This window comes from Type-A symbiont of Plautia stali (genome assembly GCF_059731155.1).
Map to the genome: position 1 here is coordinate 3970920 of NZ_AP035891.1, position 21521 is coordinate 3992440.

Genomic DNA, 21521 nt, shown 5'->3' on the forward strand with positions numbered 1-21521 from the left:
TATGGGCGGTGTGCTCTTTACCGACAGCGCCGGACGCCAGGTGCTGCTCAATACCCGGCGGGTGGTGTCCGTCTCGCTGGAATCGTCACACAGCCTGTTAGTGTCGTTTGGCAACCGGGGAGACGCGCTCTATGTGCTGCCGGATGCGCAGGAGGTGATGATGCAGGTCTGTCATGACATGAACCAGTTACTCAGGAGAGCCAGTGATGAATAACTCTTTACGCCATGAAGTCCGCGCCCTGCGGCGTATGGCCCGCTACGCAAGCTATAACGTTGATGGCACTATCCGGCCCAATATGACCCTGTCACGCGGGGCAACGCCGTACCTCTGGCTGGACCGGTATGAGATGGCGGCGGCGACCTTGCCCCCGGCGCAGCAACATTATTACCGGTGGCAGGGATTTGATGTGGATGTCTGGGAAGCGTTGCAACTGGGCTGTTATCTCTCTGGCCCAAGCCGGCGTCAGGCGTGGTACGCCGCCTGGCGCACCTTACGGGCATTGCTGTCCGGGCGGGAAGTGCCGTCCGGATCAGGGCCGGTTTTACTGAGCAAACTACTGTGTGAGGCTCGGCTATTAATGAAAATGCTGAAAAGGACAGGTCACCATGATGAACATGTTTGATGCCATGAACGCCGTGCGCAGCCGGCTACGTCAGGCGGGCAGCGACATCCTGCATACCCGGCGTTACTGCCAGCGCCCCTTTATAAAAATCACCCCGCCGGTACGCCCGGAGGAGAGGGATAACGCGACGGAAATCACCCTTTGCTGCCAGGGAGAGCGCCGTCAGGTGTACGCCCGCCGGATTGAGGGGTGTCTGGTGTACTGGGAGTGGCCATGAGCGAAGACGATTTTGTGGCACTGCTGTTTTTTATCATCATACCGCTGGCGATAGCCGCCAGTGATAATCGCAAAAAGTAAACATGAGGCTGACGATGAACGAGCTAAATACCATGCCCTCCATCCCGGCGGGCTACCGGCGCAACGCACAGGGTCACCTGGTGCCCACTGACACTATCAAACCCGTTGATGACATGCGCGACGAGCTGGTCAATGCCCTGTTTGACGAGGCGCTTCAACTACGGTGTCAAATGGCCGCGTTCAAACAGCGCGCCATGCAGCAGATAAGCGATTTTATCGACCTGTCCGCCGCAGAGTACGGCGTCAATTATGGGGCCACTAAAGGTAATGTGACGCTGACCAGCTTTGACGGCGAGCGACGTGTGCGCAGAGCGGTGGATGAGCACCGTATTTTTGATGAGCGTATTCAGGTCGCAAAAGAAAAAATAGAGGCCTGTATTACTAAATGGTCAGGCGGTGCCGATGCCAAATTGATGGCGCTGGTCAACCGCGCTTTCAATGTCAATAAACAGGGCTACATTGATATCAATAGCGTGCTATCACTACGAGACCTTGATATTGATGATGAAGACTGGCAAGAGGCTATGCGCGCCGTGACGGACTCAATAAAAGTCAGCGGCTCGACCCGTTATATTCGTTTTTATCAACGGGAGGGGAACAAAGAATATACACAATTGCTGCTCGATATCTCCAGACTGTAATGCCTTTTTAATCGATTGTTTTAAATCAGGCGCGTGCGTCAGGGCTTCGTGCGCGCAAAATGTAGCCGAGGACATATTATGTCATTGAATGAACAGTCTATTTATGATGCCGCCCTGGCGCGCTGGGGCCATGACCGGCAAATGTTAAAAACCATTGATGCCTGCGGCCAACTGGCCGCGGCGCTATCCCGTTTCCTTACTCATGAGCAGAACGTCAGACAGGTCTGCATCGCTGCCGCAGAGGTGGACATCATGATTGGCCAGCTACGCGCTAACGGCATGGGGGCGATAATGGAGGATGAAAAAATCCGCAGACTGCAACGCCTGGCACAGCGCCTGCTGGCCGAAAATCTGCCGGAGACGGAGGAGATTGCCTTTGCGCCTGACCGCCTTATCAACGAGGCGCTGGATGCAGGCGAGCAGGCGTTGGCCCTCTATAACCGTGGCCGCAGCACCGCCGCCGACAAGCGTCTGGCTGCCCGGTTTATCCGTAAGGCGGTCGGGCATTTCTGGCATGCGGCCCAGCATTGCATCAGTGAAGCACAGCGTGAAGCAACACTGTCCCGGGAGGTTTCAGCATGAGCCATATTGTGATGAAACAGGTCCTTGAACAACTGCATCTTACCCCGCGCCTGACCTGTGGTGACCTGGCTCAACGCACGGGCTTCAAGCCCGGTGAGCTGATTGATACGCTGCGCCGGGCCGTGCTGGATGGCGCGCTGACAGAGCTTAACGGCTTCTATGCCCTGGGCAGTCCGACCACAAGCCCCCGCCCTGGCTATCCCTGGGTGGAAGGTCGGCTGTTGCCCGATTGGGTCGCGCGGCTGGCTACCGGCGCAAAAGGTCGTGAGCAGGTTTGCGTGGTGGCAGAAACCCAGCGCTGGGCACAGAAAAAAGAGGGTGTACCCGCCTTTATGCTGGCGTATCTGACACTTTCTCCCACCCGATGCCGCTGCGCCAGCAGCGGGCAGGATATCAGCGCGCAGGTGCTGCGCTATTTACCCTTTGACCCGACGCCGGTCGTGAGGAGATAAGCATGGAATTATTATCTATTCCTGTCGCCCAGTGGCCGCCGCAGAACCATGATCCTCGCCGGCTAAAGATGTTTATCCATCCCGAGGTGCTGGTTCAGGTATTCGATGAAGGTAACGGCCTTTACCGATTGACGGTCAATCTGCTGGCCCTTGGCGGTAACGGGCGCTGGAAAGACGGGATATCGTGGGACATGCTGCAAGAGATTAAGGATGCGGTCGGTTTTGCCGGGCAGGATGCGGTCGAGGTCTATCCGGCTGCACAGGATGTGGTCAATGTCGCTAATATGCGGCATCTGTGGGTGCTGCCGGAAAAGCTGTCTTTTGCCTGGCGGCATAAGCCATGATGCTGCGAAACAGGAGAGAATACGTGAACCGCTCAACACTTATCAAACTCATTCACCTTGCCCAGCGTCAACTCCAGCTTGATGATGAGACCTACCGCGCGGCGCTTGGCAAGGTGTGTCGCACAAAAACCAGCTGCCGGGATATGACCGTACCCGAGCTGGTCAGGGTGCTGGAAGCGTTTAAGAAAAAGGGCTTTAAGGTGCGTTCAAAGCCCGCTTTACGCGGCGTTAAACCCGCTTCACCGGTAGCCAAAATCCTGTCCATCTGGCAGACCATGCACCGCCAGGGGTTTGTACAGTCGGGCGATGAGGTGGCGCTTAATGCCTGGATAAGGCGTACCACGGCCAAGGAAAACGGCGGCCTGGGGGGTGGCGCAGCTGGCCTGGCTCAATCAGGATAGTGCGCTGGCCGTCAAGGTGCTTGAAAGCCTCAAGCGCTGGCACCGGCGCAGCATGCTGGCAAAGCTTCCGCCGGGTACGCCGGCAGAAAGTTATACCCGTGTCTGCGACCGTTATCAGGCACAGGCATAATCCCCGCGTACAAATCCCGCCGCTTAGACGGGATTTGTATCGTTCTCTTGCGCATGTTTAAAATACAACCGAGCTTCCGCGCTGTCTGAATGACGTGTCGCCTCTGTCAAAATTTGCTTTACATCCTCTACGCAATAGCCCTGAGCCTTGATACTTTCACGCTTCCTCTCTGTATGATTATTTCTACTGAACGTTTGTTGTTACGCCGTATCCACGCAATAATAACCGTTGACAAAGCCCCTGCTGATGAGGTTGTAACGTGGACATTATTATTTATCCCAAAACGTTTAAAATTCGTCTCGCCTTTACCTGGGGGCTGCTGATAATGGCCTGGTCTACTTTGGCGGGGGGGTGTTGCCCGGCTTTCGGTGAATAACGATGCAGTAGCCGCAGACGGTGAAGCGCTACAGAGGCCAGAGAAAGCCATTGGGGTGTTTTCTATCAAAAAAACCGATCATGTTAATCTACAATCTCAAAAAAGAGATCGCCTATGAATGCCGAACAACCGGATTTATTGCAGGATACGCCGCACCTGCATGCCCTGATTGACCGTATGGAGACCGTGGCGGAGGAGACCTTGCAGCGCCAGTGGCCGCAGTTGCTGGGCGCTCTGGTGGATGTGATGGACAACGAACTGCAACGCCAGGGCTTTGACCCCGAACGGGCGCGTCTGCTGGCGCGCAAGCAGGCCGCCGCGCTGGCTGCCTATGCCGGCGGGCGCAATTATTACCTGCCCAAGGGCGATACCCTGTTTAACGCCTTGCGCGATGATGAGATATTCAGCCGCTGGTTCAAGGGGACCCCCATCGAGAGCCTGCGCCGCGAATACCGGCTCGGCCAGCAGCAGATTTACCATATTATCGCCACCCAGCGCCAACTCCACGCCCGCCGTACCCAGCCAGACCTCTTCGCTCACTGACCCCGCGACGTGCCCGGACAATCGACTGGCCCCCAGGGGACGGATTGTTAACGGAGCGTAATCCCCTCCCTGTCGGTTAATTCCCTATCCTTGTGCGCATCAGCGCGTTAAGGAGACCGCCATGCCCGCTTTGCCCGAACCCTTGCGTAAAAAACTGCTGGCCCTGTCCGGTGCCGGTGCACTGGCGCTGGCCGCCTGCTATACCGCGTTCTGGGAAGGTCATGCCACCCGACCCTATGCCGATAGTGGCGGCGTGCTCACGGTGTGCTACGGCCATACCGGTGGCGACATCACCCCCGAGACGACCCGAACGCCGGCGCAGTGTGAGGCCCTGCTGGCGGCGGATATGCGTCAGGCTTTCGCCGTGATTGACCAGCAGGTCACCGTACCGTTGTCAGACGGACAGCGCGTGGCGCTTGCCGCCTTTATTCACAATGTCGGGGCGGGAGCCTTTGCGCGCTCGACCCTGCTAAAGCGCCTCAATGCCGGCGATATTCCGGCGGCCTGCGATGAGCTGCGGCGCTGGGTCAAGGTGAATGGCGTCACGCTGAACGGTCTGGTCAATCGGCGCGCCGCCGATGAATGGCTGTGCCGGTACGGACTGCCCGCCCCCGAGGATAAAGGGTGACGGGCAGTCTGAAAGTCGTCTTCACCCTGTGCCTGCTGGCCTCGCTGTTAGGGGCCGGTGGCTGGCTCTGGCAGCGTGAACGCCTGCGGGAAACCGCGCTCTGTACCCTGCGTCAGGAGCGTGATGCCGCCTGGCAGGCGCTCGCCGAGCAGCGACAGACGCAGCAGGTCTTTCATACCCTGGAGCAGACCGTTGAGCATGAAAAACAGCAACAGCGCGGCGAAAGTGAAAAAGGCCGCCAGCAGGTGCGCCAGCGGTTATCGCGGCTCAATTGCGCCCGTGAGCCTGTGCCTGGCCCTGTGGCTGACCGGGTGCGCCGCGACGCCCGTGAAAGTGGTGACGTTGCCGCCGGTGCCGCTCCCTGAGGCATTACTGGCCGCCTGCCCGGCTCCGCTGCCGCCTGAGCCGTTGACCTTTGGGGCCAACGTGGAGTATTCCCTGCAACTGCTGGCCGTGATCAAGCAGTGCAACGCCGACAAGGCCGCCTTGCGCCAGGCAGAGCATTACCGACAAGAACAAACGCATGATGAGTAAACGATGAAGCCAATCAACACCCCCCTGCCAGACAATGCGCCGCCGCGCTATTGCGAGGACTGTCGCCACAGGATTGCCCCGGCCCGGCTGGCGGTATTGCCGCAGGCGCGCTGCTGTGTGGCCTGCCAGGCCCGGCGGGAGCGTGCCCGTGTGGGTTAACGTGCTGAAGGAGTATATCGCGCCGGCCTTATCGGCAACCAGCACCGCCGGCGCGCTGTTTATGTGGCTGATGCGCCGCTCCTTTGCCGGACGCGAGCAGGTCGAGCACTTTAACGCCCGTCTGCTGACGGTAGAAACCCGCCTGGGGGCCACGCCGTCGGCGCAGACGGTGCATGCCCTGAAAGTGGAAATCACCGAGCTGCGCGGCGATTTGAAAGAGACCCGCGCCAGCTTGCAGGCGGTGACGCATCAGCTGGAGTTACTGGTGGAAAAAGCCCTTTACCGGAGTGACGGATGATTGACGATATTTTGACGCAGGACCAGCGCCTGGTGATAGTGCGTTCACTGAATGAGTATCACGGCGAATTAAATGAATCGGTGTTGCAGGACTGCCTCGACGCCTACGGTCATAAGGTCTCGCGCGACCGCGTGCGCGTGTTGCTGGCCTGGCTGGCGGAGCAGGACCTGTTGCGGCTTGACACCTTGCCCGGCGGCTATCTGGTGGCCCATCTGAGCGGGCGCGGGCAGGAGGTCGCCGAGGGTCGCGCGACCGTGCCGGGTGTGAAGAAGCCGCGTCGGCGCTAAGGGGGCAGGGATGGAAAAAGCCACCCGAGGCCGTCCCGGCAAGGTCAATGTGCTGCCGGAAGATATCCGTAAACGTCTTTTTACGCTGCTGCGGGAAAAGCGTATCACCCAGCTGCAAATTCTGGACGAGGTAAACCGCCTGATTGAGGCGGCCGGCTTACCGCCGGAGCAAAAACTCTCGCGTAGCGCCCTGAACCGGCTGGCGAGTGAAAACGAGCGTGTGGCGCGGGATTTACGCGAGCTGCGTGAGCAGACCAGCGCCCTGACCGCCGAACTGGGCGAAAAACCCACCGGCGAAACCTCGCGGCTGATTATGGAGATGGCGCGCTCCCTGCTGTTCAAGGGCATACGCAAACACCAGATCGCCAGTCAGGATAACGACGAGATTGATATTGATTTTCTGAAAGAAGCCATGCTGGCCGCCCAGCGCCTGGAGCGCACGGCTGAGATGAGCCACAAGCGCGAGGCACAAATCCGCCAGACCTATGCCGAGGAAGCGGCGAATGCCGTCAGTGAAGCACTCCGTGGGCAGGAGGGCATGAGTCACCAGATGGAAAGCAAAATCCGCGACATTTTGCTGGGTAAAGCCTAATGCATTTTTCAACAGTTTGATTTTTCATGGAAAGAGCCAATGCAAACCGCTGAACAGCCGGCCCCGATGCACCGATTGACCGACCCACGCAAAATTGACCTGCGCGAGGCCACCCGCGCCTGCGGCGTCGATGTGCCCGAATCACTGGCGTTACCCGAAAATGAACCGGTGTTTTTGCCTTATCAACAACGCTGGTTCCTCGACGACAGCCCGGTGTGCATTGCCGAAAAATCCCGCCGTACCGGCCTGACCTGGGCCGAGGCCGGGCGCAACGTCATCACCGCCAGCAAGTCGCGGCGCGATGGCGGACGCAATGTGTTTTACGTCGGCAGCAAGAAGGAGATGGCGCTGGAATATATTGCCGCCTGCGCGCTGTTTGCCCGCGCCTTTAACCAGCTGGCCCAGGCCGATGTTTACGAGTCCACCTTCTGGGACAGCGAGAAGCACGAGGAAATTCTCCAGTACATGATCCGCTTTCCCCACAGCGGCTTTAAAATTCAGGCGTTAAGCTCTCGCCCGTCCAACCTCCGAGGCTTGCAGGGCGATGTGGTGATTGACGAGGCGGCGTTCCATGAATCCCTTGAAGAACTGCTCAAGGCGGCGCTGGCACTCAACATGTGGGGCGCGCGGGTGCGGTTGATTTCCACCCATAACGGGGTCGATAACCCGTTTAATGCCTACATTCAGGACGCCCGCGAAGGGCGCAAGGATTACAGCCTGCACCGCATCACGCTGGATGAGGCGATTGGCGAAGGACTGTATCGCCGTATCTGCACGGTCACCGGGCAGGTGTGGTCGCCTGATGCCGAAAAAGCGTGGCGCGATAACCTGTATAAAAACGCCCCCAATAGCGAATGTGCCGCGGAGGAATACGGCTGCGTGCCGCGCAAGTCGGGCGGTGCCTATCTTGCCCGCCCGCTGATTGAGGCGGCGATGTCCCCGGCAGGCCGTGTCCCCCTTCTGCGCTTTGAAGCCCCGGCGGTATTTGAACTGTGGAGCGCCGCACAGCGCGAAGCCGAGGTCGCGGCCTGGTGTCAGGCGCATCTCGAGGCGGTGCTGACGACCCTTGCGCCGGACTGTCGTTACTGTTTCGGCGAGGACTTTGCCCGCAAGGGCGATCTGTCGGTGTTTGTGGTACTGGCCATCGCCCCGGATTTAAGCAAACGCGAGGCGCTGCGCGTCGAGCTGCGCAACGTCACCTATGACCAGCAAAAGCAGATAATGCTCACTATCCTGACCCGGCTGCCGCGTCTGGTGGGGGCCGCCTTTGACGCCACCGGCAACGGCGGCTATCTGGCCGAGGCCGCCCGGCTGCATTTCGGCCCGGACATGGTCGATTGCGTCACACTCTCGGCCAAATGGTATGCCGAATGGATGCCCAAACTGAAAGGTGAGCTGGAAGCGCAAAACCTGACGCTGGCCCGCCATCAGTCCACGCTGGATGATTTGCTGCATATCAAGGTAGTGAACGGGATACCGCAAATTGACAAGGGCCGCAGCAAGGATACGCAGTCAGGCGTTCAGGGGGCGCGCCGCCACGGTGACTATGCGGTGGCGCTCTGTATGGCCAACCGCGCCGCCGCGCTGGACGGTTTTGTGCTGGATGAGGCGGCCTGTCAGGCATTGCCCGCCCGTATCCGGGCGATGGAGTATGCCGATGAGGTCGGCGATGACGATGATAACGCTGATGAGCGAGGATGCTGGTAAATGAAAAGGCTTGTGGATATTCAGGGGCAGCCGCTGGCGTTTTCACCGGACAGCCAGACGGCAAAGACCGATATTCCCCAGGTGGCCAGCCGTGCGCCAGCGCATCCGGCGTCCGGTATCACCCCTAACCGCGCCGCACTCTGTTTGCGGGCGGCAGAGCGCGGTGACATGACGGCTCTGGTGGATTTGGCTGCCGATCTGGAAGAAAAAGACACTCATCTGTTTTCTGAACTCAGCAAGCGCCGCCTGGCGCTGCACAGTGTGGAATGGCGCATTCAGCCGCCGGATAACCCCAACGCCCAGGAGAAAGCCCAGGCGGTGGCGCTGGAAGAACGGCTCGCCGATGCGTCATGGTTTGACAATGCGCTGTTTGACGCCACCGACGCCCTTCTCAAAGGCTATGCGATGCAGGAAATTATCTGGGGTCCCCCGCGCGGCGGCGAATTTTTCCCGCGCGCTGTCCACTGGCGCGATCCGGCGTTGTTCTGCGTCAATCCTGACGACTACCGCGAGCTGCGGCTGCGCGATGGCAGCTATGCCGGGCAGGTGTTACAGCCGTTTGGCTGGATTTGCCATGAGGCCAAGGCCAAAACCGGCTACCCCGGCACCCAGGGGCTGGTACGCACACTGATTTGTGCCGTTTATCTTCAAGAATTACAGCGTGCGGGATTTCGCCGAGTTTCTGGAGATTTACGGACTGCCGCTGCGGGTGGGGAAATACCCCAGCGGCGCGAGTGCTGAGCAGAAAAGCGCCCTGATGCGGGCGGTGATGGATATTGGCCGTCGGGCCGGGGGGATTATTCCCGCCGGCATGAGCCTGGAGTTTGAGGCCGCCGCTAACGGTCAGTCTGACCCGTTTATGGCGATGATTGCCTGGGGAGAGCGCGCGATATCTAAAGCGATCCTCGGCGGGACACTGACCTCAGAGGCCGGCGATAAAGGCGCGCGCTCGCTGGGCGAGGTGCATAATGCGGTGCGCAAGGAGATCCGCAACGCCGATTTACGCCAGCTGTCACGGACCTTTAACCGTGATCTCATTTATCCGCTGCTGGCGCTGAACAGCCCGGTCCCGCTTGATCCGCGGCGACTCCCCCGCCTGGTGTTTGATACGCTGGAATGTGAGGATATGGCCAGCTTTGCCGAGGCTATTCCCAAACTGGCGACCGGCATGGCGATACCGGTTTCCTGGATCTACGATAAGCTGCGCATTCCGGTGCCGGATGGCAATGAGGCGGTGTTTACCGTCTCGTCGCCACCGGCGGTGGCGCACACTGCGCTATCAGCGACCCTCACACCGGCAGCGCCGATAACCGACGCGCTGGACGCGGTGGAGACAGCACTCGACGCCACAGGGTTGAACGCCAGTGCCGACCCGTTACTGGCACCGGTGATAGCCGCTATCCGTGAGCAGGGGCCGGAGGCGGCGCTGGAGCAGGCGGCGATCCTTTACCCCGAGATGGACGACCGCGCGCTGATTGAACTGCTGACCCGCGCCACCTTTGCGCTGGAAGTGTGGGGGCGTCTCGATGCCACAACCGATTGATTTGGGCGTCGTCGCCCGCCTGCCGCCAAAAGAGGCCATCGCCTACTTCCGCGCCAAGGGGTATCACATCACCTGGAACTGGTTTGAGCAACAGGCGGCCGTTCACGCCCGGATATTTAACGTCGCCAAGGCGGCGCGGCTGGACGTCCTGAGTGCGATCCGTGACGAGGTGGATAGAGTAAAATCACAGGGCATATCCCGGCAGGCGTTTATCAACACGCTGACGCCCCTGCTGCAAACGCTCGGATGGTGGGGGAAACAGGTCGTGGTGGACAGCCAGGGCAATGCCGAAGTCGTGCAACTGGGCAGCGCCCGCCGCCTGGCGACGATATATAACGTCAATACCCGCGTCGCCTATAATGCCGGCCGCTATGCACAGATGATGGCCACCGCAGACCTTTATCCCTACTGGCAGTATGTCGCCGTCGGGGATAGCCGCACCCGGCCGTCACATGCCGCCCTGCATGGCAAGGTTTTTCGTTACGATCACCCCTTCTGGCAAAGCCATTACCCGCCCAACGGGTTTAACTGCCGCTGCCGGGTACGCGCCTTGTCAAAACGCCGACTGAATGAGTTAGGCCTGCGCGTTACGGAAGAGGCCGGTCAGCTACACACTCATGAGGCAGAGGCGGGTGTCGATAAGCGTAGTGGGGAAATCGTCACCACCCCCGTTACCACCTTTGATGATGGCAAGGTAAAAATGACGCCGGATGTGGGCTGGTCCTATCACCCCGGCGCGGCGGCGTTCGGTGTTGACCAGACAATGATCCGCAAACTCCTTGAGGTCAAAGACGCGGCGCTGCGTGAAGCCGTGGTGCAGGAGCTGAACAACAGCCCGGCGCGTCAGTTGAGTTTTTCGCTATGGGCCACGCGCATTATGCAAAACCGGCGTGCCGGCAACGGCATTCACACGCTGGGCTTTTTGCCGGAAGCCATTGCCCGTGTGGTACAGGCGCGCACGGGGCAGGCACCGGCCCGTCTGCTGGCGATGAGCGAAAAAAACCTGCTGCATGCCGACAGTGACAAGCACCATAAAACCGGGGTGGCATTGTTGCCCGAGGATGTGGCCGCACTCCCTGGTTTGTTGGCAAAGCCTCAAGCCGTACTCTGGGATAAACGCCACAAAAACCTGATTTTCATTGCGAAAACCGCTGACGACGGACACATGAAAATCGCGGTGAATGCCCCTTACGGTGTGAGGAAACATCCTGATAGCCTGGATGTGGTCATTAATGCCTATCGAGCAGATCTGAAAAAAATCAGGGAAGATATTATCGGTGGATGGATTGATGTCATTGAGGGAAGTATTGATTAGGTCGATGACGGGAGTTGAACCCGCATATAATGTTGTCACCTGTTAACAGGGACACACCGCTTTACCGTTAAGAGTACATCGACCTGTATATAGAGTAGTCACAAAGCCCCTGGAGGGCAAGATGTCACAGACTGAATTAACCGCAGTGATTGATCGCAAGCGCCTGCAAACCCTGTTTGCTGAACTGCAACGCGTTGGCGAAGACAGCAAGGCGATCACCCGTATCGTCGCCGCCAGCCTCCTTTCGGCCACTGAGCAGGCGTTTGAGCGCGAACGCTCGCCGGATACCGGGGCGGCCTGGGCACCCTTGAGCGATCCGTATCGCCGCTGGCGTGAGCGGCACGGTTACAGCCCCATAAAGGTGTTGACCCGCGAGGGCGATATGGCGCGCTCGGTGAGCATCGACTGGGGCGATAGCTGGGCGCGTATCGGGGCCAATGTGCCGCAGGCGGCCATCCATCAGGGGGGCGGCAAACCGGGGATGCGTCCGGGGCCGGCAGCCATCCCGGCCCGACCGTTTATGGGACTGGATCCGACCGGCGAGTGGGATATCCTCGACGCCCTGGCGCAACGCCTGTCCAACGCCCTGCACCCATAAACGCCTGTGCGCCCTACTATGCGATGATGACGGAGAAGGGGTACCTCGGCATCAAAAAAATCTTTTGAACGCGCTACGGCGTTTTTGAAGGGGTTTTGAACGGGGTTATTCAGGCGATCGCCCGCCGTTGTCAGTGCCCATTGAAATCTGCCCCACTGCGAAAGTAAAACTGCCCACCCCGTTGATTGGTAATGTAGCGTAATCCCACCGTCCGCGCTGATGCTGCCACACTGGCGGCATGACGACAAAACTCCCTGTTCCCAAGATAGCCTATGCGGTGCTCAACGCCGCGACGCTCTCGCCCTTTGATCATGACGGCTGGTGTCAGGTGATGCCCGCCGGCCATGTCCGGGCGCGTGACGGTCGCCCCGAGACGCCCGCCGAGGGCTGGCTGATTAACGAGGCCGCGTTTAACCGCATGGTGGCGCGGGTGGTGGCGCTCAATCAGCCTGTCAAAATCGATTATAACCACCAGACGCTGTTTAAACAGGAAGCGGCCCCGGCGGCTGGCTTTGTTCCGGCGACCCCGGCGCGTTTTCGCTGGGACGACAAGACCGGGGTCTGGGTCAAGCCGGACTGGAACCCGCCGGCGCTTGAGCGCCTGAAAAACAATGAATTTCCCTATTTTTCGCCGGTGATGGGCTATGACGCGCGCAGCGGCGAACCCCTTGAGCTAAGAATGTTGGCCATTACCGGCGATCCGGGTCTGACGGGCCTGCGCCCGGTGGCCGCCCTGAGCGCCGAGGACCTGTACCTGGCGTTAACTGTTCCCCCTTCCTCCCCTAAGGAGCCTGCAATGAATCCATCCTTAAACGCGCTGCTGGCCGCGCTGGGCCTGACGGTGCCGGCGGGCGGCGAGCTGACCGATGAGGTCGCCACCGCCGCCCTGTCTGCCGTGACCACGCTAAAAAGCCAGGCGGACAAGGCTACCGCGCTGGAAACCACTATGGCGGCCCTGTCCGCTGACCTGAACGCGCTGAAAACCCAGGCACCAACAGAGACCGTGGATTTACGCCGCTATGTCCCGGTCGAGACCTATAACGCGGTGCGTGAGCAGGTGGTGTCACTGTCCGCCGACCTGGGAAAAACCACCCTGGCGCAGACGCTGGACAAGGCCGAGCAGGACGGGCGGATATTGAAATCCGAGCGCCCCTACCTGGAAGAACTCGGCGACCAGATTGGTGTGACGGCCCTGTCGGCGCAGCTGGCGACGCGCCAGCCGATAGCCGCCCTGACCCGGGTGCAGACTGAAACCCTGACCCAGCCGCCCCAAAACCGTGAAAAAACCGCCACCGTTGCCCTGTCGGCGGAAGAGTTACAGGCCGCGCGCGTGCTGGGGATGACCCCGGCGGCGTTCCAGAAAATCAAGACCGAGGACGCACAATAATGCCAACACCGATTACCCCGTCGCAAATCACTGCCCTGATGACCGGCTTTCGCAAGGAGTTTCAGAACGGGCTGGGCATGGCCCCGTCTCACTACCAGCAGGTGGCGACCACGGTGGCCTCCACGTCAAAATCCAATACCTACGGCTGGCTGGGGCAGTTTCCCGCGTTCCGGGAGTGGGTCGGCTCGCGCAGTATCCAGCAGATGAAGGTCTATGGCTACGCCATCAACAACAAGACCTATGAAGGCACGGTCGCCATTACCCGCGATGATTTTGAGGATGACAATCTCGGCGCGTATAGCCCGCTGTTTCAGGAAATGGGCCGCGCCGCCGCCGCACAACCGGATGAGCTGGTGTTTACCGCCTTGCGCGACGGCAATAAAACCGACTGCTACGACGGCAAACCTTTTTTTGATAGCGAGCATCCGGTCTATCCCAAGGTCGACGGCAGCGGCACCGCCAAAAAGGTTGCCAACCAGTTGATTGAAAAAACCGGCTCCGGGGCAACAGAAAAAGCGTACGACGGTGCTGTCTGGTATCTGCTGGACTGCTCGCGCGCCCTCAAGCCGCTGATTTTCCAGAACCGCCGACCACCTGAGCTGCTTGCACTGACCAAAGTGGATGAGGGCCGCGCATTTACCGACAACGAATTTGTCTTTGGTGCCTCGGCCCGGCGCAATGTGGGCTACGGCTTCTGGCTGATGGCTTACCGCATGCAGGCCCCCTGACGCTGGATAATGATGCGGCGTGCGATATTTGAAGCCAAAACGTGCGATAAATGGCAGGCTACTTTTGTTTCCATCAGTGCAACGAAATTACACTGTCATTTTTCATCAAAGCCATTTTGGCCTGTTCGAGCATTCCGGTTAACTGGACAATATTTGTAGATGCTGGCCAATGAAACATCATACAGTAATGCAAGCTGTTTTCTGCTATGACCATTCGCCAATAATTTTTGAGCTTCCTGTTGCTGTGCAAAAGATAGCGACTGAGGTCTGCCGCCAATACGTCCTCTGCTTCTCGCTGCAGCTAAACCAGCCTGAGTACGTTCAACAATCAGTTCGCGCTCCATTTGTGCTAACGCGCTCATCACATGAAAGAAAAAACGGCCTGCGGACGTAGAGGTATCAATGGCATCCGTCAAACTATGAAAATGAATACCTTCATCTTCCAGATTGGATATTAAAGTAATCAAATGTTTAATGCTGCGACCCAGCCTGTCGAGCTTCCAGACCACCAGAGTATCCCCCGATTTCAGGCAGTTTAACGCGCGTTTTAATCCGGGTCTCTGGTCTGTTTTTCCACTGATTTTATCCTCAAAAATCTGTTCGCAATTTGCACAAATCAAGGATTTTTGCTGTAAATCGGTGTTTTGGTCATTTTTTGACACCCTCATATAGCCAATTTTTGCCATTTTAGCCCCTAATCCTCCCTCCGAAAGCCTTGTCATCGCTGGTTTTGGGCAAAATATTAGCTAAATTCCCGATTTAAGAAAACCTTGGTTTTTTTAAAAAAAAGATTTTTGTCCGGGATGTCGGCGCCGTTGTCATTTTTTGATAACTTCTGCTCAAGAAGCTGATTGAGTTTTTCAGCAAATTTAGGGTTATTGTCGATGGCTTTTGCCAGTTTATTCAGTGTGTCTAATGTTGAGGGTGCACTGTCGATCACCGCGTTCAGCCTGTCATTGACAATTTTTACCGCTTTCGGGGTCGCCGCTTCCGTTTCACTGCTGCTCTGATTGGCGTTGCTGAGCTTGACGAAACCCTTTTCACTTACGCTCGCATCCGGGTGGTTTCTCGAGCGCGTATGTGCGGTTAACGCCGCTTCCGCCTCTTTTAATTGCTGCTTTAACCAGGCGGTGCGATTCGCCAGTTCACGCGCGGGTCGGTTGGTGATGCCATCTGGCCCACCCAATACCGGGTCGGAGGTCTCTATCTGGTAGATATCCTCTTCCCAGGCAGCCGTTTCTTTTAAATAGCTCATTTCATCGTTCTCCATCGGGCTGGATCCCATCTTGGCGGTTTTTTTAGTCACAGTGTAGTCTGTTTTCGTCTATTGATTAAGTGTTTTTGCATACTATTAACTGCTGCCTGATTATAGCGCCCGTGGTAGGTCGTCTGAGCGTTATAGCGCAGCGGCACTGCCGTATAATCCAGCGCCACCAGTTCGCTACGCGCCGGCGCAAAGGCCGCCAGCGTCTCGCTATCGGGATACGCTGTCGCCTGTTCCGGTTTAAGGGCCGCTCCCCCTTCGGTTATCGTCACCTCCCCAAACCCCAGCGCCCGTATCATGGCACGAATCGACCAGGGGGTACCCTTATAGCGATGCAGCGTGATGGCTGATTTCAGCATCGCCCGGCGCGCATCATCCGATTCTGCCAGAGACCAGCCATTGACCCCGGTTAACGCCAGCTGCTCTGCCAGCCAGGGCAAGGCCGACGCCTCGGTCATATCCAGCAGGTAAACCAGCAGCGGCGTCAGGTCAATCTGCTGTAACCAAGCGGCCTGTGCCGCCAGCGCCTGAAAATGTTTCTCTGCCGCCAGCAGCGGCGGTAACAGGCTGTTATCGGTCATCAGCACTCTCCGCGCCCAGGGTTAACTGAATGTCGCTACAATGCGCCCATTGCTGCGCGGCCAGTACCGTCGGCTCAAGGGTCTTGAAACTACTGAGCTGCACCCGGTAAACGCCAGGGACGGACAGGGCGGCGATAATCTGGCTGGGCACAATATCCCGACCCAGCTGTTTAGCCTGGCGGGCGACATACTGCTCGGCGGCCTGCCGCGCCTGTTTCAGTACCGGCGCGCCCGGCTGGCTGGCATAACAGGTCAGTTGCGCGCTAATCGCATAGTCGACTTTCTCAGGGGCCAGCACCTGCACCGTATCATTCAGCGGGCGTACCCGCTCTTCCGAGCACAGCGCCGTTACCAGGCTGAGTATCGTCTTGTCCGGCAGCCCACTGGTCAGCAGCGGATACAGGTTAACCGTCCCCGGCTTCGGGCGGGTCACCGCCACATCACAAATCCCCGGATGGGCACTCATGGCATGAAAACGATAGGCTTCGCGTGAACCGGCGGTACTGAAGGACGCCGGAGCCAGGCGAATACGGCTCCGCAAATGCGCATCGTCCTCAGCGTCTGAGCCGCCTTCGCTTGGCGTGGTATTGGTCACCTGGATATCCCCGTCATCGATGGCCTCCATCAGGGTGCTGATTTGCGCCGGTTGCCAGCCGTTACCCTTTGTTCCCGCCTCGCTGCAGGTCGTTATCGGTTATCTCAACCGACAGAATAGTAGCGGTCATTCCGCTCTCCCCAGGGTGTTAACGGCCAGGGTGTGTAACGGCCCCTGATAGCGGGTTAAGTCCGGTCGATACCCTTCACCGGGATTATACGACCAGCCGATATCCGGGGAAAACACCGTATGATTGTCGAGTGTCAGCTGGGCCACTGGCCGCATTTCGCCGGTTTTGCGCGAGACCACCTGCAACGACCAGCGCAGACGGTCACCGGACGTTTCCACTGTTAGCCCACGCGCGTTGACATCCCGCACTGACAGGGCTATCACACTGCAGCGACAGCGCCAGCCATTGGGCGGATAGAGCGCGCGCCATACCGGGTCATCGGCATGAAATACCCGGCCATGCAGCGCCAGATGGCTTCTGCGGGTACGGTTATCCCGTACTGCCACATACATCCAGTAGGGGCGCGCCGCGATATTCGCCCGCATTTCTGCCCAGCGCCCGGCGTTGTACAGGGTGGTGAGATTGGTGCGATAAATCGTCTCAAGGCGCTGCGGACTACCCAGTTGTACAGTGACCGGCTCACCGCTGACCGGGTCAGTGGTCTCCTGTTGCCCCCACCATCCCCTGGCCTGCAGTACCGGGGTTAATTCCTGGGCAAACCACTGCCCGGTTTGCCCCTCAGCCAGCGAGGTGTTCAGTGCCTGATACATGTCCTGCAGGATATCCAGTCGCGTCACTTTGGCCACCGTCGCACTCTGCGCATGGGCGTCTTGCCAGACATCCTGCCAGTCCCAGGAAAAGGTAAAACCTTTGGCTTTCAGGTAAGCAATGACCCGTTTGGGCGGCAGGCTAAACAGCGCCGTCAGTGCGTTATCATTGAGTGTCGGCATGTAACCTCCCCCAGACGCTGGCAACAAACATCACCCGGGCTAAGGTCTCCTGGAGTGCGTCCGCCTGCATCTGTGGATACAGTGTGCTGAGCTGCGCTATCAGCTCGCGGGGAGTCACACCGGATTGCACCGCGTCAAATAACGGGGCCAGCAGCGGTTGCAGAGTGTTGTCCAGGGTACCGTTTTTCATCAGGCTGTCCAGGGCACGGTCAAGCTGTGCCTGAGCCTCGGATGCGGTCTTTGTTTCGTCCTCGGCAAAGGTCAGCGGCGGTGCGGCGGAAGAGGTTGCGTGTGGCGCACTTTCCATCAGCAAATCGCCGGGTTGCAGGCCATATTCACGCTGATAGTATTGCGCGCTGAAAAAGCCTGCCGTTTGCGCCAGACTCTGGTCACGCTAGGGGCCTGCACCTCATCGATGGTCTCCTGCTCCCACAGTCGCCACGTTGGCACCGGCACATCACCAAAGTTCAGCTCAACCAGCCAGCGGAGTATCTGATTCACCGCACTCATCACCATCACCGCATCGCCGTCGCGGATATCGGCGGCGACTTCCAGCCCGGCCAGGGCGGAGGCGTGATTGGTTTCGGCTTCGGTGGTCTGGTTCTGGCCCAGGAGCGCAATGGTAATTTCACTGCGGGCCATCTCAATCAGGTCTTTATACAGACTGCTCCACGCGCCTTTGGTGGCGGGCTCCTTGAATTCAATGCTGCTGTCATCCGGGATAACCGCCACCGCATCCTGCACCATCTGCTCGAGGGAGTGCAGCAGCGGGCTGATATGCGCCTGGTCCTGGCTACGCGGATGATACCCCACTACCCAGGGGGTGCCGTACTTCTCACTAAAGCGCATCCAGAACGACCAGCCGGCTTTCTTGAACGTCACCGGCCAGAAGCACATTGACAGGTCGGGAAAGCCGTAGGGGTTATCAAAGGTGGCGTCTTGCGTCGCCACCACAAATTTGCGCGGCGGTAATAACTCGCCCGCCAGGCCGGACTGCGGGGCCTGAAAGCGCAGGCGATTCTCCGTATCAAAGGTAAACAACTCAGGCGGCTTGCCCACCACATCGGTCATCACCAGATGGCGCCCGTCTTTTGCCCAGCTCAGTTCGGCGGGTTGATAGCCAAAAAGGCCGCCTCCAGCAGTTCGCCGATGAGGCGGTTTATGTCCCACTGCGCCAGGGTCTGTTCAATAAAGCGCACCACAGGCGCAGGTGCCTGCCCCGGCTCCAGTCCGCGCTCCAGGCATTTGACCGCCGATTTACGCCGCCGGATACTGCTACCCACCAACGGCTCAGCGCGTAACTGGCGGTAGACGCTAATCGCCTGGCCTCGGGCGCGTAATATCGGGTCGGGATTGGGTAAATGGCCGAACAGTTGTCCCAGGCCCGCCGGACTGCGGGCGCGGGTGGCAATGTCACTGAACAACGCTTTTTTATCGATAATCATCAATATCCCTCCAGCAACGATGAGGCCTGACGCGGGCAACAGGAGTAAGCGCGCACCGGGCCGTGGGGCTGGTCGGCGGCGCTGAGCGCTAAAAACAGCGCCCAGGCACGGTCAGCGTGCCCGGCGGCATCGCTCTCGGCCACAAAACGCGGCGCGCCAGTCGGACTCATCACTTTTTTCAGTTTATGCAAATCGGCCCGCAGCGCCCCGTCCCCTTGCGGCAGTCGCAGGCGGCGGTCTTCAAACACTTCTTTACCGCGTGTCGCCAGCGTCAGCTTGTTAGTAGGCGTGAATAACACCCCTTCGACCCGCGTGCTGCCATGACGGCGTTTCGCATCTTCCACCGGCTTTTCGCCGAGACCAGTCTGGTCGATGCAGCAGCGCAGTACCCGGTAGTGGGCAAAGACCGCATCGAGCAGCGCATCCTGCTCGGCAAACGGGGCACGCTTGCGGGTAATGATGTCGCGTGTCCAGACCACATCGCCCACCTGTTCAATCACCCATATCACAAACAGGTCATGGCGCAGACCGATATCGACCCCGACAAAACAGGGACCGCCGTTATAGTGCTCAGGCTTGCCGGCCTGCGGGTGCTCTACGCCATCAATCAGGTCATAGGAAAGCCAGGCGGCGGCTTCATCCAGCCAGTGCAGTTCAAATTCCTGCGCCCAGGCGTCTTCATCATTGAGCGCCTGTTTGAGGGCGGCTACATCCCGTGGCAGGCCGTCTTTGACCGCCTGGTAAATGTCGACCCGATGGCGCGACCAGACGCTGTCCAGCGACGGGTCGGTCATCAGCTCATAAAACTTGTTGCCCTTGCCATTGGGGGTGGAGGTGACGCGCAGCCTGTAGCCGTTTGATATCACCGGAAACAGCGCGGCCCAGATTTTGCGGCTGTCAGCATGAAAGGCAAATTCATCGAGAAACACATTGGCGGCAAAGCCGCGCGCCGTATCGGGGTTGGCGGGAAGTGCGGTAATGCGTGAGCCGCCGGGCAGCACTGCCTCCAGCAGGGTGTAACGCTCGCTGCCCGAGCCTTTCACGCTGCCTTCGATTTCACGGATGGCCAGACCGTACGCCTGACAATGCTTTCTGACCCCTTCTTCCATCGCCTCTTTGGCCTGGCGTTCCCCGCGCGAGAGAATGACCCAGCGGGTGCGACCGCCACGGGCCTCGGTCTCAAAACAGTCATCAACCAGCTCCAGCGTGGTGGTAAAGGTTTTGCCGGTCTGGCGCGCAAACTGGCCGATTTTAAAGCGCGGCCGGTCAAGCAGCCAGCGCTGCTGGTAAGGGTAAAGCTCCAGTGCCGCGCTCACTGGATGATCCCGTAAATCTGTTGACGGACACGCTGCACGGTTTCCAGGCTGACGTGGCCGTCGTTGTTTTTGACTTCCAGCTCCAGCACATCCAGCTGGGCGGCAATTTTATCGCGCACCTCTGCCTGATAGCGTTTGAGACTGACCGACGAGCGGGTCAGGGTGGCAATGCTTTTGCCCACCCTGGCCAGGAGCGACGCACGCTCTGCGGGCGCCATCTCTTCATCACTGGCCTCACGCACGTCGATGAGCGCCGTCAGAATATCGGCCTGAATGGTGGCGATAATCGCCTCCGAGCGCTTGTCCTGGTCGTCTTCCGCCCCTTCGGTAATGACGCGTGCCATCTCGGTGGCTTCACGAATGGCGGCAAAGCGGCGCTGCACCTTCTGACCGTAGCGGGAAATCTGCGCCCGACCGATGCTGTACCCTTTATCCCGCAGCAGGGTCTCCAGCTCCCGGTAGCCACTGAAATTGCGCTCCGTCAGCGCCCGGTCGAGCCATTCACGCACCGATGGAGGCAATACATCGATATGACTGCGCGGTGCCATCGTCACTCTCTCCAGTATCTGGCGGGGCGGGCAATGCCGGGGATATCGTCGGTGACGTATTCCACCTGGTTCACCCCTTCCGGCGTCATCGTGGCGGTCCATGAGCGCGCCGGCGGTCGGGTCAGGCGAACCAGACTTAAGCCCTCAAGGAACAGTAACTCTTTTTGCAGCTCCAGCATGGTCATGTCCGGGTAGAGCGAGTGGCCCACGTCCCACAGCAGCCGGTCATTGGCCGGATAAGGCCGTGCCTTGTTGACCACCTGCAGTAACACCCAGCGCAGCCCTTCGCGGCGCGCCTGTTCGGTTTCTGTCATCCTTATCCTCCTGCCACCTGACGCAGTTGTATCGTTTCCAGCTTCTGGTAAATCGCGTCAAGCCGTGACTCCACCACCTGCTGATAATGAATAAATTCGTCGCGCCGGACATAACGTTCCGGCACCTCCACTTTGAATTCCAGCACCTCGCGCTCAAGGCGTGAGCCTTTGTCGGACGCCTCACGCATCAACCGCTCCAGCGAAGCAAACCGTTCGGCCTGACGCTTTTCGGTCTCCCGGATAAACCAGCGTGCCAGCCCCGCGAGAAAGCCCGCCAGCCCAAACAGATAGCTTACCAGTACCCAGAAATCGACCTGTAATGTCATGGTTGTG

The 21521-nt window shown here is 59.0% G+C and carries 30 protein-coding genes, 1 tRNA gene and 3 pseudogenes; 23 read left to right on the forward strand and 11 right to left on the reverse strand.

Annotated elements, in window-relative coordinates; translation table 11 throughout:
* Window position 1 precedes the first annotated feature (1 nt).
* The 20 genes and pseudogenes from AC6I8M_RS20995 to AC6I8M_RS21090 all read left to right on the forward strand — a co-directional run bounded on the left by AC6I8M_RS20995 (window position 2) and on the right by AC6I8M_RS21090 (window position 11452).
* Window positions 2–214, forward strand: coding sequence for a hypothetical protein (locus AC6I8M_RS20995; RefSeq protein ID WP_010618224.1), 213 nt, complete (start codon window positions 2–4; stop codon window positions 212–214).
* Window positions 207–623 carry a hypothetical protein gene (locus AC6I8M_RS21000; RefSeq protein ID WP_010618223.1) on the forward strand — a complete coding sequence of 139 codons (417 nt, stop codon included), beginning with the start codon at window positions 207–209 and terminating at the stop codon, window positions 621–623. The genes AC6I8M_RS20995 and AC6I8M_RS21000 overlap by 8 nt, the downstream gene beginning before the upstream one ends.
* On the forward strand, window positions 607–840 hold the full coding sequence (locus AC6I8M_RS21005) for a Kil protein family (RefSeq protein WP_058948937.1): 234 nt from the start codon (window positions 607–609) through the stop codon (window positions 838–840). Before AC6I8M_RS21000 ends, AC6I8M_RS21005 begins: the two co-directional genes overlap by 17 nt.
* 94 nt (window positions 841–934) lie before the next feature.
* A complete protein-coding gene (locus AC6I8M_RS21010) occupies window positions 935–1561 on the forward strand; it encodes a DUF3164 family protein (protein ID WP_010618221.1) in 627 nt (208 codons plus the stop codon).
* 78 nt (window positions 1562–1639) lie between these two features.
* Window positions 1640–2143, forward strand: a complete 504-nt coding sequence (locus AC6I8M_RS21015) for a nucleoside triphosphate pyrophosphohydrolase family protein (RefSeq protein ID WP_010618220.1) — start codon at window positions 1640–1642, stop codon at window positions 2141–2143.
* On the forward strand, window positions 2140–2595 hold the full coding sequence (locus AC6I8M_RS21020) for a hypothetical protein (RefSeq protein ID WP_010618219.1): 456 nt from the start codon (window positions 2140–2142) through the stop codon (window positions 2593–2595). Before AC6I8M_RS21015 ends, AC6I8M_RS21020 begins: the two co-directional genes overlap by 4 nt.
* A gap of 2 nt (window positions 2596–2597) precedes the next feature.
* Window positions 2598–2939: a DUF7694 domain-containing protein gene (locus AC6I8M_RS21025; protein ID WP_010618218.1), complete on the forward strand. Its 342-nt coding sequence runs from the start codon at window positions 2598–2600 to the stop codon at window positions 2937–2939.
* 23 nt (window positions 2940–2962) lie between these two features.
* Window positions 2963–3340 carry a gp16 family protein gene (locus tag AC6I8M_RS21030; RefSeq protein ID WP_010618217.1) on the forward strand — a complete coding sequence of 126 codons (378 nt, stop codon included), beginning with the start codon at window positions 2963–2965 and terminating at the stop codon, window positions 3338–3340.
* Window positions 3309–3470: a hypothetical protein gene (locus AC6I8M_RS21035; protein WP_010618216.1), complete on the forward strand. Its 162-nt coding sequence runs from the start codon at window positions 3309–3311 to the stop codon at window positions 3468–3470. The genes AC6I8M_RS21030 and AC6I8M_RS21035 overlap by 32 nt, the downstream gene beginning before the upstream one ends.
* A 490-nt stretch (window positions 3471–3960) precedes the next feature.
* A complete protein-coding gene (locus AC6I8M_RS21040; protein WP_010618214.1) occupies window positions 3961–4389 on the forward strand; it encodes a Mor transcription activator family protein in 429 nt (142 codons plus the stop codon).
* A gap of 130 nt (window positions 4390–4519) precedes the next feature.
* Window positions 4520–5017 (forward strand): lysozyme, encoded by a 498-nt coding sequence (locus AC6I8M_RS21045; RefSeq protein ID WP_498013600.1) that lies wholly within the window; start codon window positions 4520–4522, stop codon window positions 5015–5017.
* A complete protein-coding gene (locus AC6I8M_RS21050) occupies window positions 5014–5382 on the forward strand; it encodes a DUF2570 domain-containing protein (RefSeq protein ID WP_022548497.1) in 369 nt (122 codons plus the stop codon). Before AC6I8M_RS21045 ends, AC6I8M_RS21050 begins: the two co-directional genes overlap by 4 nt.
* Window positions 5345–5551: an Rz1-like lysis system protein LysC gene (lysC, locus tag AC6I8M_RS21055; protein WP_318285233.1), complete on the forward strand. Its 207-nt coding sequence runs from the start codon at window positions 5345–5347 to the stop codon at window positions 5549–5551. Before AC6I8M_RS21050 ends, lysC begins: the two co-directional genes overlap by 38 nt.
* A 3-nt stretch (window positions 5552–5554) precedes the next feature.
* Entirely contained in the window at window positions 5555–5710 is a 156-nt protein-coding gene (locus AC6I8M_RS21060) for a TraR/DksA family transcriptional regulator (RefSeq protein WP_022548499.1), read from the forward strand.
* Window positions 5700–6008, forward strand: a complete 309-nt coding sequence (locus AC6I8M_RS21065; protein WP_498013601.1) for a DUF2730 family protein — start codon at window positions 5700–5702, stop codon at window positions 6006–6008. The genes AC6I8M_RS21060 and AC6I8M_RS21065 overlap by 11 nt, the downstream gene beginning before the upstream one ends.
* A complete protein-coding gene (locus AC6I8M_RS21070) occupies window positions 6005–6295 on the forward strand; it encodes a VpaChn25_0724 family phage protein (RefSeq protein ID WP_010618208.1) in 291 nt (96 codons plus the stop codon). Before AC6I8M_RS21065 ends, AC6I8M_RS21070 begins: the two co-directional genes overlap by 4 nt.
* A 10-nt stretch (window positions 6296–6305) precedes the next feature.
* Complete coding sequence (locus AC6I8M_RS21075; protein ID WP_010618207.1) at window positions 6306–6887, forward strand: DUF3486 family protein; 582 nt, start codon at window positions 6306–6308, stop codon at window positions 6885–6887.
* Between the two features lie 39 nt (window positions 6888–6926).
* Window positions 6927–8594: a hypothetical protein gene (locus tag AC6I8M_RS21080; RefSeq protein WP_022548500.1), complete on the forward strand. Its 1668-nt coding sequence runs from the start codon at window positions 6927–6929 to the stop codon at window positions 8592–8594.
* Window positions 8595–10137: pseudogene (locus tag AC6I8M_RS21085) on the forward strand (DUF935 domain-containing protein).
* Window positions 10121–11452, forward strand: a complete 1332-nt coding sequence (locus tag AC6I8M_RS21090; RefSeq protein WP_498013602.1) for a phage minor head protein — start codon at window positions 10121–10123, stop codon at window positions 11450–11452. Before AC6I8M_RS21085 ends, AC6I8M_RS21090 begins: the two are co-directional and overlap by 17 nt.
* On the opposite strand, the gene AC6I8M_RS21095 is transcribed toward AC6I8M_RS21090, so the two are convergent.
* Window positions 11452–11535: transfer RNA gene (locus tag AC6I8M_RS21095), tRNA-OTHER, on the reverse strand. The genes AC6I8M_RS21090 and AC6I8M_RS21095 overlap by 1 nt on opposite strands.
* 38 nt (window positions 11536–11573) lie before the next feature.
* On the opposite strand from AC6I8M_RS21095, the gene AC6I8M_RS21100 reads away from it, so the two are divergent.
* The 3 genes and pseudogenes from AC6I8M_RS21100 to AC6I8M_RS21110 all read left to right on the forward strand — a co-directional run.
* Complete coding sequence (locus AC6I8M_RS21100; RefSeq protein WP_010616781.1) at window positions 11574–12050, forward strand: phage virion morphogenesis protein; 477 nt, start codon at window positions 11574–11576, stop codon at window positions 12048–12050.
* A gap of 238 nt (window positions 12051–12288) precedes the next feature.
* Window positions 12289–13437, forward strand: coding sequence for a phage protease (locus AC6I8M_RS21105; protein ID WP_498013603.1), 1149 nt, complete (start codon window positions 12289–12291; stop codon window positions 13435–13437).
* A pseudogene (locus tag AC6I8M_RS21110) lies at window positions 13437–14162 on the forward strand (Mu-like prophage major head subunit gpT family protein); the annotation flags it as partial. The gene AC6I8M_RS21105 and the pseudogene AC6I8M_RS21110, both read left to right, overlap by 1 nt.
* 98 nt (window positions 14163–14260) lie before the next feature.
* On the opposite strand, the gene AC6I8M_RS21115 reads toward AC6I8M_RS21110, so the two are convergent.
* The 10 genes and pseudogenes from AC6I8M_RS21115 to AC6I8M_RS21160 form a co-directional block, all read right to left on the reverse strand.
* On the reverse strand, window positions 14261–14851 hold the full coding sequence (locus tag AC6I8M_RS21115; protein ID WP_022548474.1) for a recombinase family protein: 591 nt from the start codon (window positions 14849–14851) through the stop codon (window positions 14261–14263).
* Window positions 14852–14907: 56 nt separating this feature from the next.
* Entirely contained in the window at window positions 14908–15420 is a 513-nt protein-coding gene (locus tag AC6I8M_RS21120; RefSeq protein ID WP_498013841.1) for a tail fiber protein, read from the reverse strand.
* Window positions 15421–15467: 47 nt separating this feature from the next.
* Window positions 15468–16010 carry a phage tail protein I gene (locus AC6I8M_RS21125; RefSeq protein WP_022548472.1) on the reverse strand — a complete coding sequence of 181 codons (543 nt, stop codon included), beginning with the start codon at window positions 16008–16010 and terminating at the stop codon, window positions 15468–15470.
* Complete coding sequence (locus AC6I8M_RS21130; protein ID WP_022547399.1) at window positions 16000–16635, reverse strand: baseplate assembly protein; 636 nt, start codon at window positions 16633–16635, stop codon at window positions 16000–16002. Before AC6I8M_RS21130 ends, AC6I8M_RS21125 begins: the two co-directional genes overlap by 11 nt.
* A 96-nt stretch (window positions 16636–16731) precedes the next feature.
* The gene (locus AC6I8M_RS21135; RefSeq protein ID WP_498013463.1) at window positions 16732–17565 is read right to left on the reverse strand and encodes a phage head morphogenesis protein; all 834 of its coding nucleotides are present in this window, start codon (window positions 17563–17565) and stop codon (window positions 16732–16734) included.
* Window positions 17549–19010, reverse strand: a pseudogene (locus AC6I8M_RS21140) (DUF935 domain-containing protein). The gene AC6I8M_RS21135 and the pseudogene AC6I8M_RS21140 overlap by 17 nt, the downstream one beginning before the upstream one ends.
* A complete protein-coding gene (locus tag AC6I8M_RS21145; RefSeq protein ID WP_498013604.1) occupies window positions 19010–20326 on the reverse strand; it encodes a phage terminase large subunit family protein in 1317 nt (438 codons plus the stop codon). Before AC6I8M_RS21145 ends, AC6I8M_RS21140 begins: the two are co-directional and overlap by 1 nt.
* Entirely contained in the window at window positions 20323–20874 is a 552-nt protein-coding gene (locus tag AC6I8M_RS21150; RefSeq protein WP_022547924.1) for a DUF3486 family protein, read from the reverse strand. The genes AC6I8M_RS21145 and AC6I8M_RS21150 overlap by 4 nt, the downstream gene beginning before the upstream one ends.
* A 2-nt stretch (window positions 20875–20876) precedes the next feature.
* Window positions 20877–21188 (reverse strand): hypothetical protein, encoded by a 312-nt coding sequence (locus AC6I8M_RS21155; protein WP_022547390.1) that lies wholly within the window; start codon window positions 21186–21188, stop codon window positions 20877–20879.
* A gap of 2 nt (window positions 21189–21190) precedes the next feature.
* Window positions 21191–21514 carry a hypothetical protein gene (locus AC6I8M_RS21160; RefSeq protein WP_022547389.1) on the reverse strand — a complete coding sequence of 108 codons (324 nt, stop codon included), beginning with the start codon at window positions 21512–21514 and terminating at the stop codon, window positions 21191–21193.
* Between the last annotated feature and the right edge of the window lie 7 nt (window positions 21515–21521).

What these genes read in the sequence shown, in the direction of transcription:
- AC6I8M_RS20995 (WP_010618224.1), top strand. Translation starts at nt 2, where the DNA reads ATGGGCGGTGTGCTCTTTACCGACAGCGCCGGACGCCAGGTGCTGCTC.
- AC6I8M_RS21000 (WP_010618223.1), top strand. Translation starts at nt 207, where the DNA reads ATGAATAACTCTTTACGCCATGAAGTCCGCGCCCTGCGGCGTATGGCC.
- AC6I8M_RS21005 (WP_058948937.1), top strand. Translation starts at nt 607, where the DNA reads ATGATGAACATGTTTGATGCCATGAACGCCGTGCGCAGCCGGCTACGT.
- AC6I8M_RS21010 (WP_010618221.1), top strand. Translation starts at nt 935, where the DNA reads ATGAACGAGCTAAATACCATGCCCTCCATCCCGGCGGGCTACCGGCGC.
- AC6I8M_RS21015 (WP_010618220.1), top strand. Translation starts at nt 1,640, where the DNA reads ATGTCATTGAATGAACAGTCTATTTATGATGCCGCCCTGGCGCGCTGG.
- AC6I8M_RS21020 (WP_010618219.1), top strand. Translation starts at nt 2,140, where the DNA reads ATGAGCCATATTGTGATGAAACAGGTCCTTGAACAACTGCATCTTACC.
- AC6I8M_RS21025 (WP_010618218.1), top strand. Translation starts at nt 2,598, where the DNA reads ATGGAATTATTATCTATTCCTGTCGCCCAGTGGCCGCCGCAGAACCAT.
- AC6I8M_RS21040 (WP_010618214.1), top strand. Translation starts at nt 3,961, where the DNA reads ATGAATGCCGAACAACCGGATTTATTGCAGGATACGCCGCACCTGCAT.
- AC6I8M_RS21060 (WP_022548499.1), top strand. Translation starts at nt 5,555, where the DNA reads ATGAAGCCAATCAACACCCCCCTGCCAGACAATGCGCCGCCGCGCTAT.
- AC6I8M_RS21070 (WP_010618208.1), top strand. Translation starts at nt 6,005, where the DNA reads ATGATTGACGATATTTTGACGCAGGACCAGCGCCTGGTGATAGTGCGT.
- AC6I8M_RS21075 (WP_010618207.1), top strand. Translation starts at nt 6,306, where the DNA reads ATGGAAAAAGCCACCCGAGGCCGTCCCGGCAAGGTCAATGTGCTGCCG.
- AC6I8M_RS21080 (WP_022548500.1), top strand. Translation starts at nt 6,927, where the DNA reads ATGCAAACCGCTGAACAGCCGGCCCCGATGCACCGATTGACCGACCCA.
- AC6I8M_RS21090 (WP_498013602.1), top strand. Translation starts at nt 10,121, where the DNA reads ATGCCACAACCGATTGATTTGGGCGTCGTCGCCCGCCTGCCGCCAAAA.
- AC6I8M_RS21100 (WP_010616781.1), top strand. Translation starts at nt 11,574, where the DNA reads ATGTCACAGACTGAATTAACCGCAGTGATTGATCGCAAGCGCCTGCAA.
- AC6I8M_RS21105 (WP_498013603.1), top strand. Translation starts at nt 12,289, where the DNA reads ATGACGACAAAACTCCCTGTTCCCAAGATAGCCTATGCGGTGCTCAAC.
- AC6I8M_RS21115 (WP_022548474.1), bottom strand. Translation starts at nt 14,851, where the DNA reads ATGGCAAAAATTGGCTATATGAGGGTGTCAAAAAATGACCAAAACACC.
- AC6I8M_RS21120 (WP_498013841.1), bottom strand. Translation starts at nt 15,420, where the DNA reads ATGAGCTATTTAAAAGAAACGGCTGCCTGGGAAGAGGATATCTACCAG.
- AC6I8M_RS21125 (WP_022548472.1), bottom strand. Translation starts at nt 16,010, where the DNA reads ATGACCGATAACAGCCTGTTACCGCCGCTGCTGGCGGCAGAGAAACAT.
- AC6I8M_RS21130 (WP_022547399.1), bottom strand. Translation starts at nt 16,635, where the DNA reads ATGGAGGCCATCGATGACGGGGATATCCAGGTGACCAATACCACGCCA.
- AC6I8M_RS21135 (WP_498013463.1), bottom strand. Translation starts at nt 17,565, where the DNA reads ATGCCGACACTCAATGATAACGCACTGACGGCGCTGTTTAGCCTGCCG.
- AC6I8M_RS21150 (WP_022547924.1), bottom strand. Translation starts at nt 20,874, where the DNA reads ATGGCACCGCGCAGTCATATCGATGTATTGCCTCCATCGGTGCGTGAA.
- AC6I8M_RS21155 (WP_022547390.1), bottom strand. Translation starts at nt 21,188, where the DNA reads ATGACAGAAACCGAACAGGCGCGCCGCGAAGGGCTGCGCTGGGTGTTA.
- AC6I8M_RS21160 (WP_022547389.1), bottom strand. Translation starts at nt 21,514, where the DNA reads ATGACATTACAGGTCGATTTCTGGGTACTGGTAAGCTATCTGTTTGGG.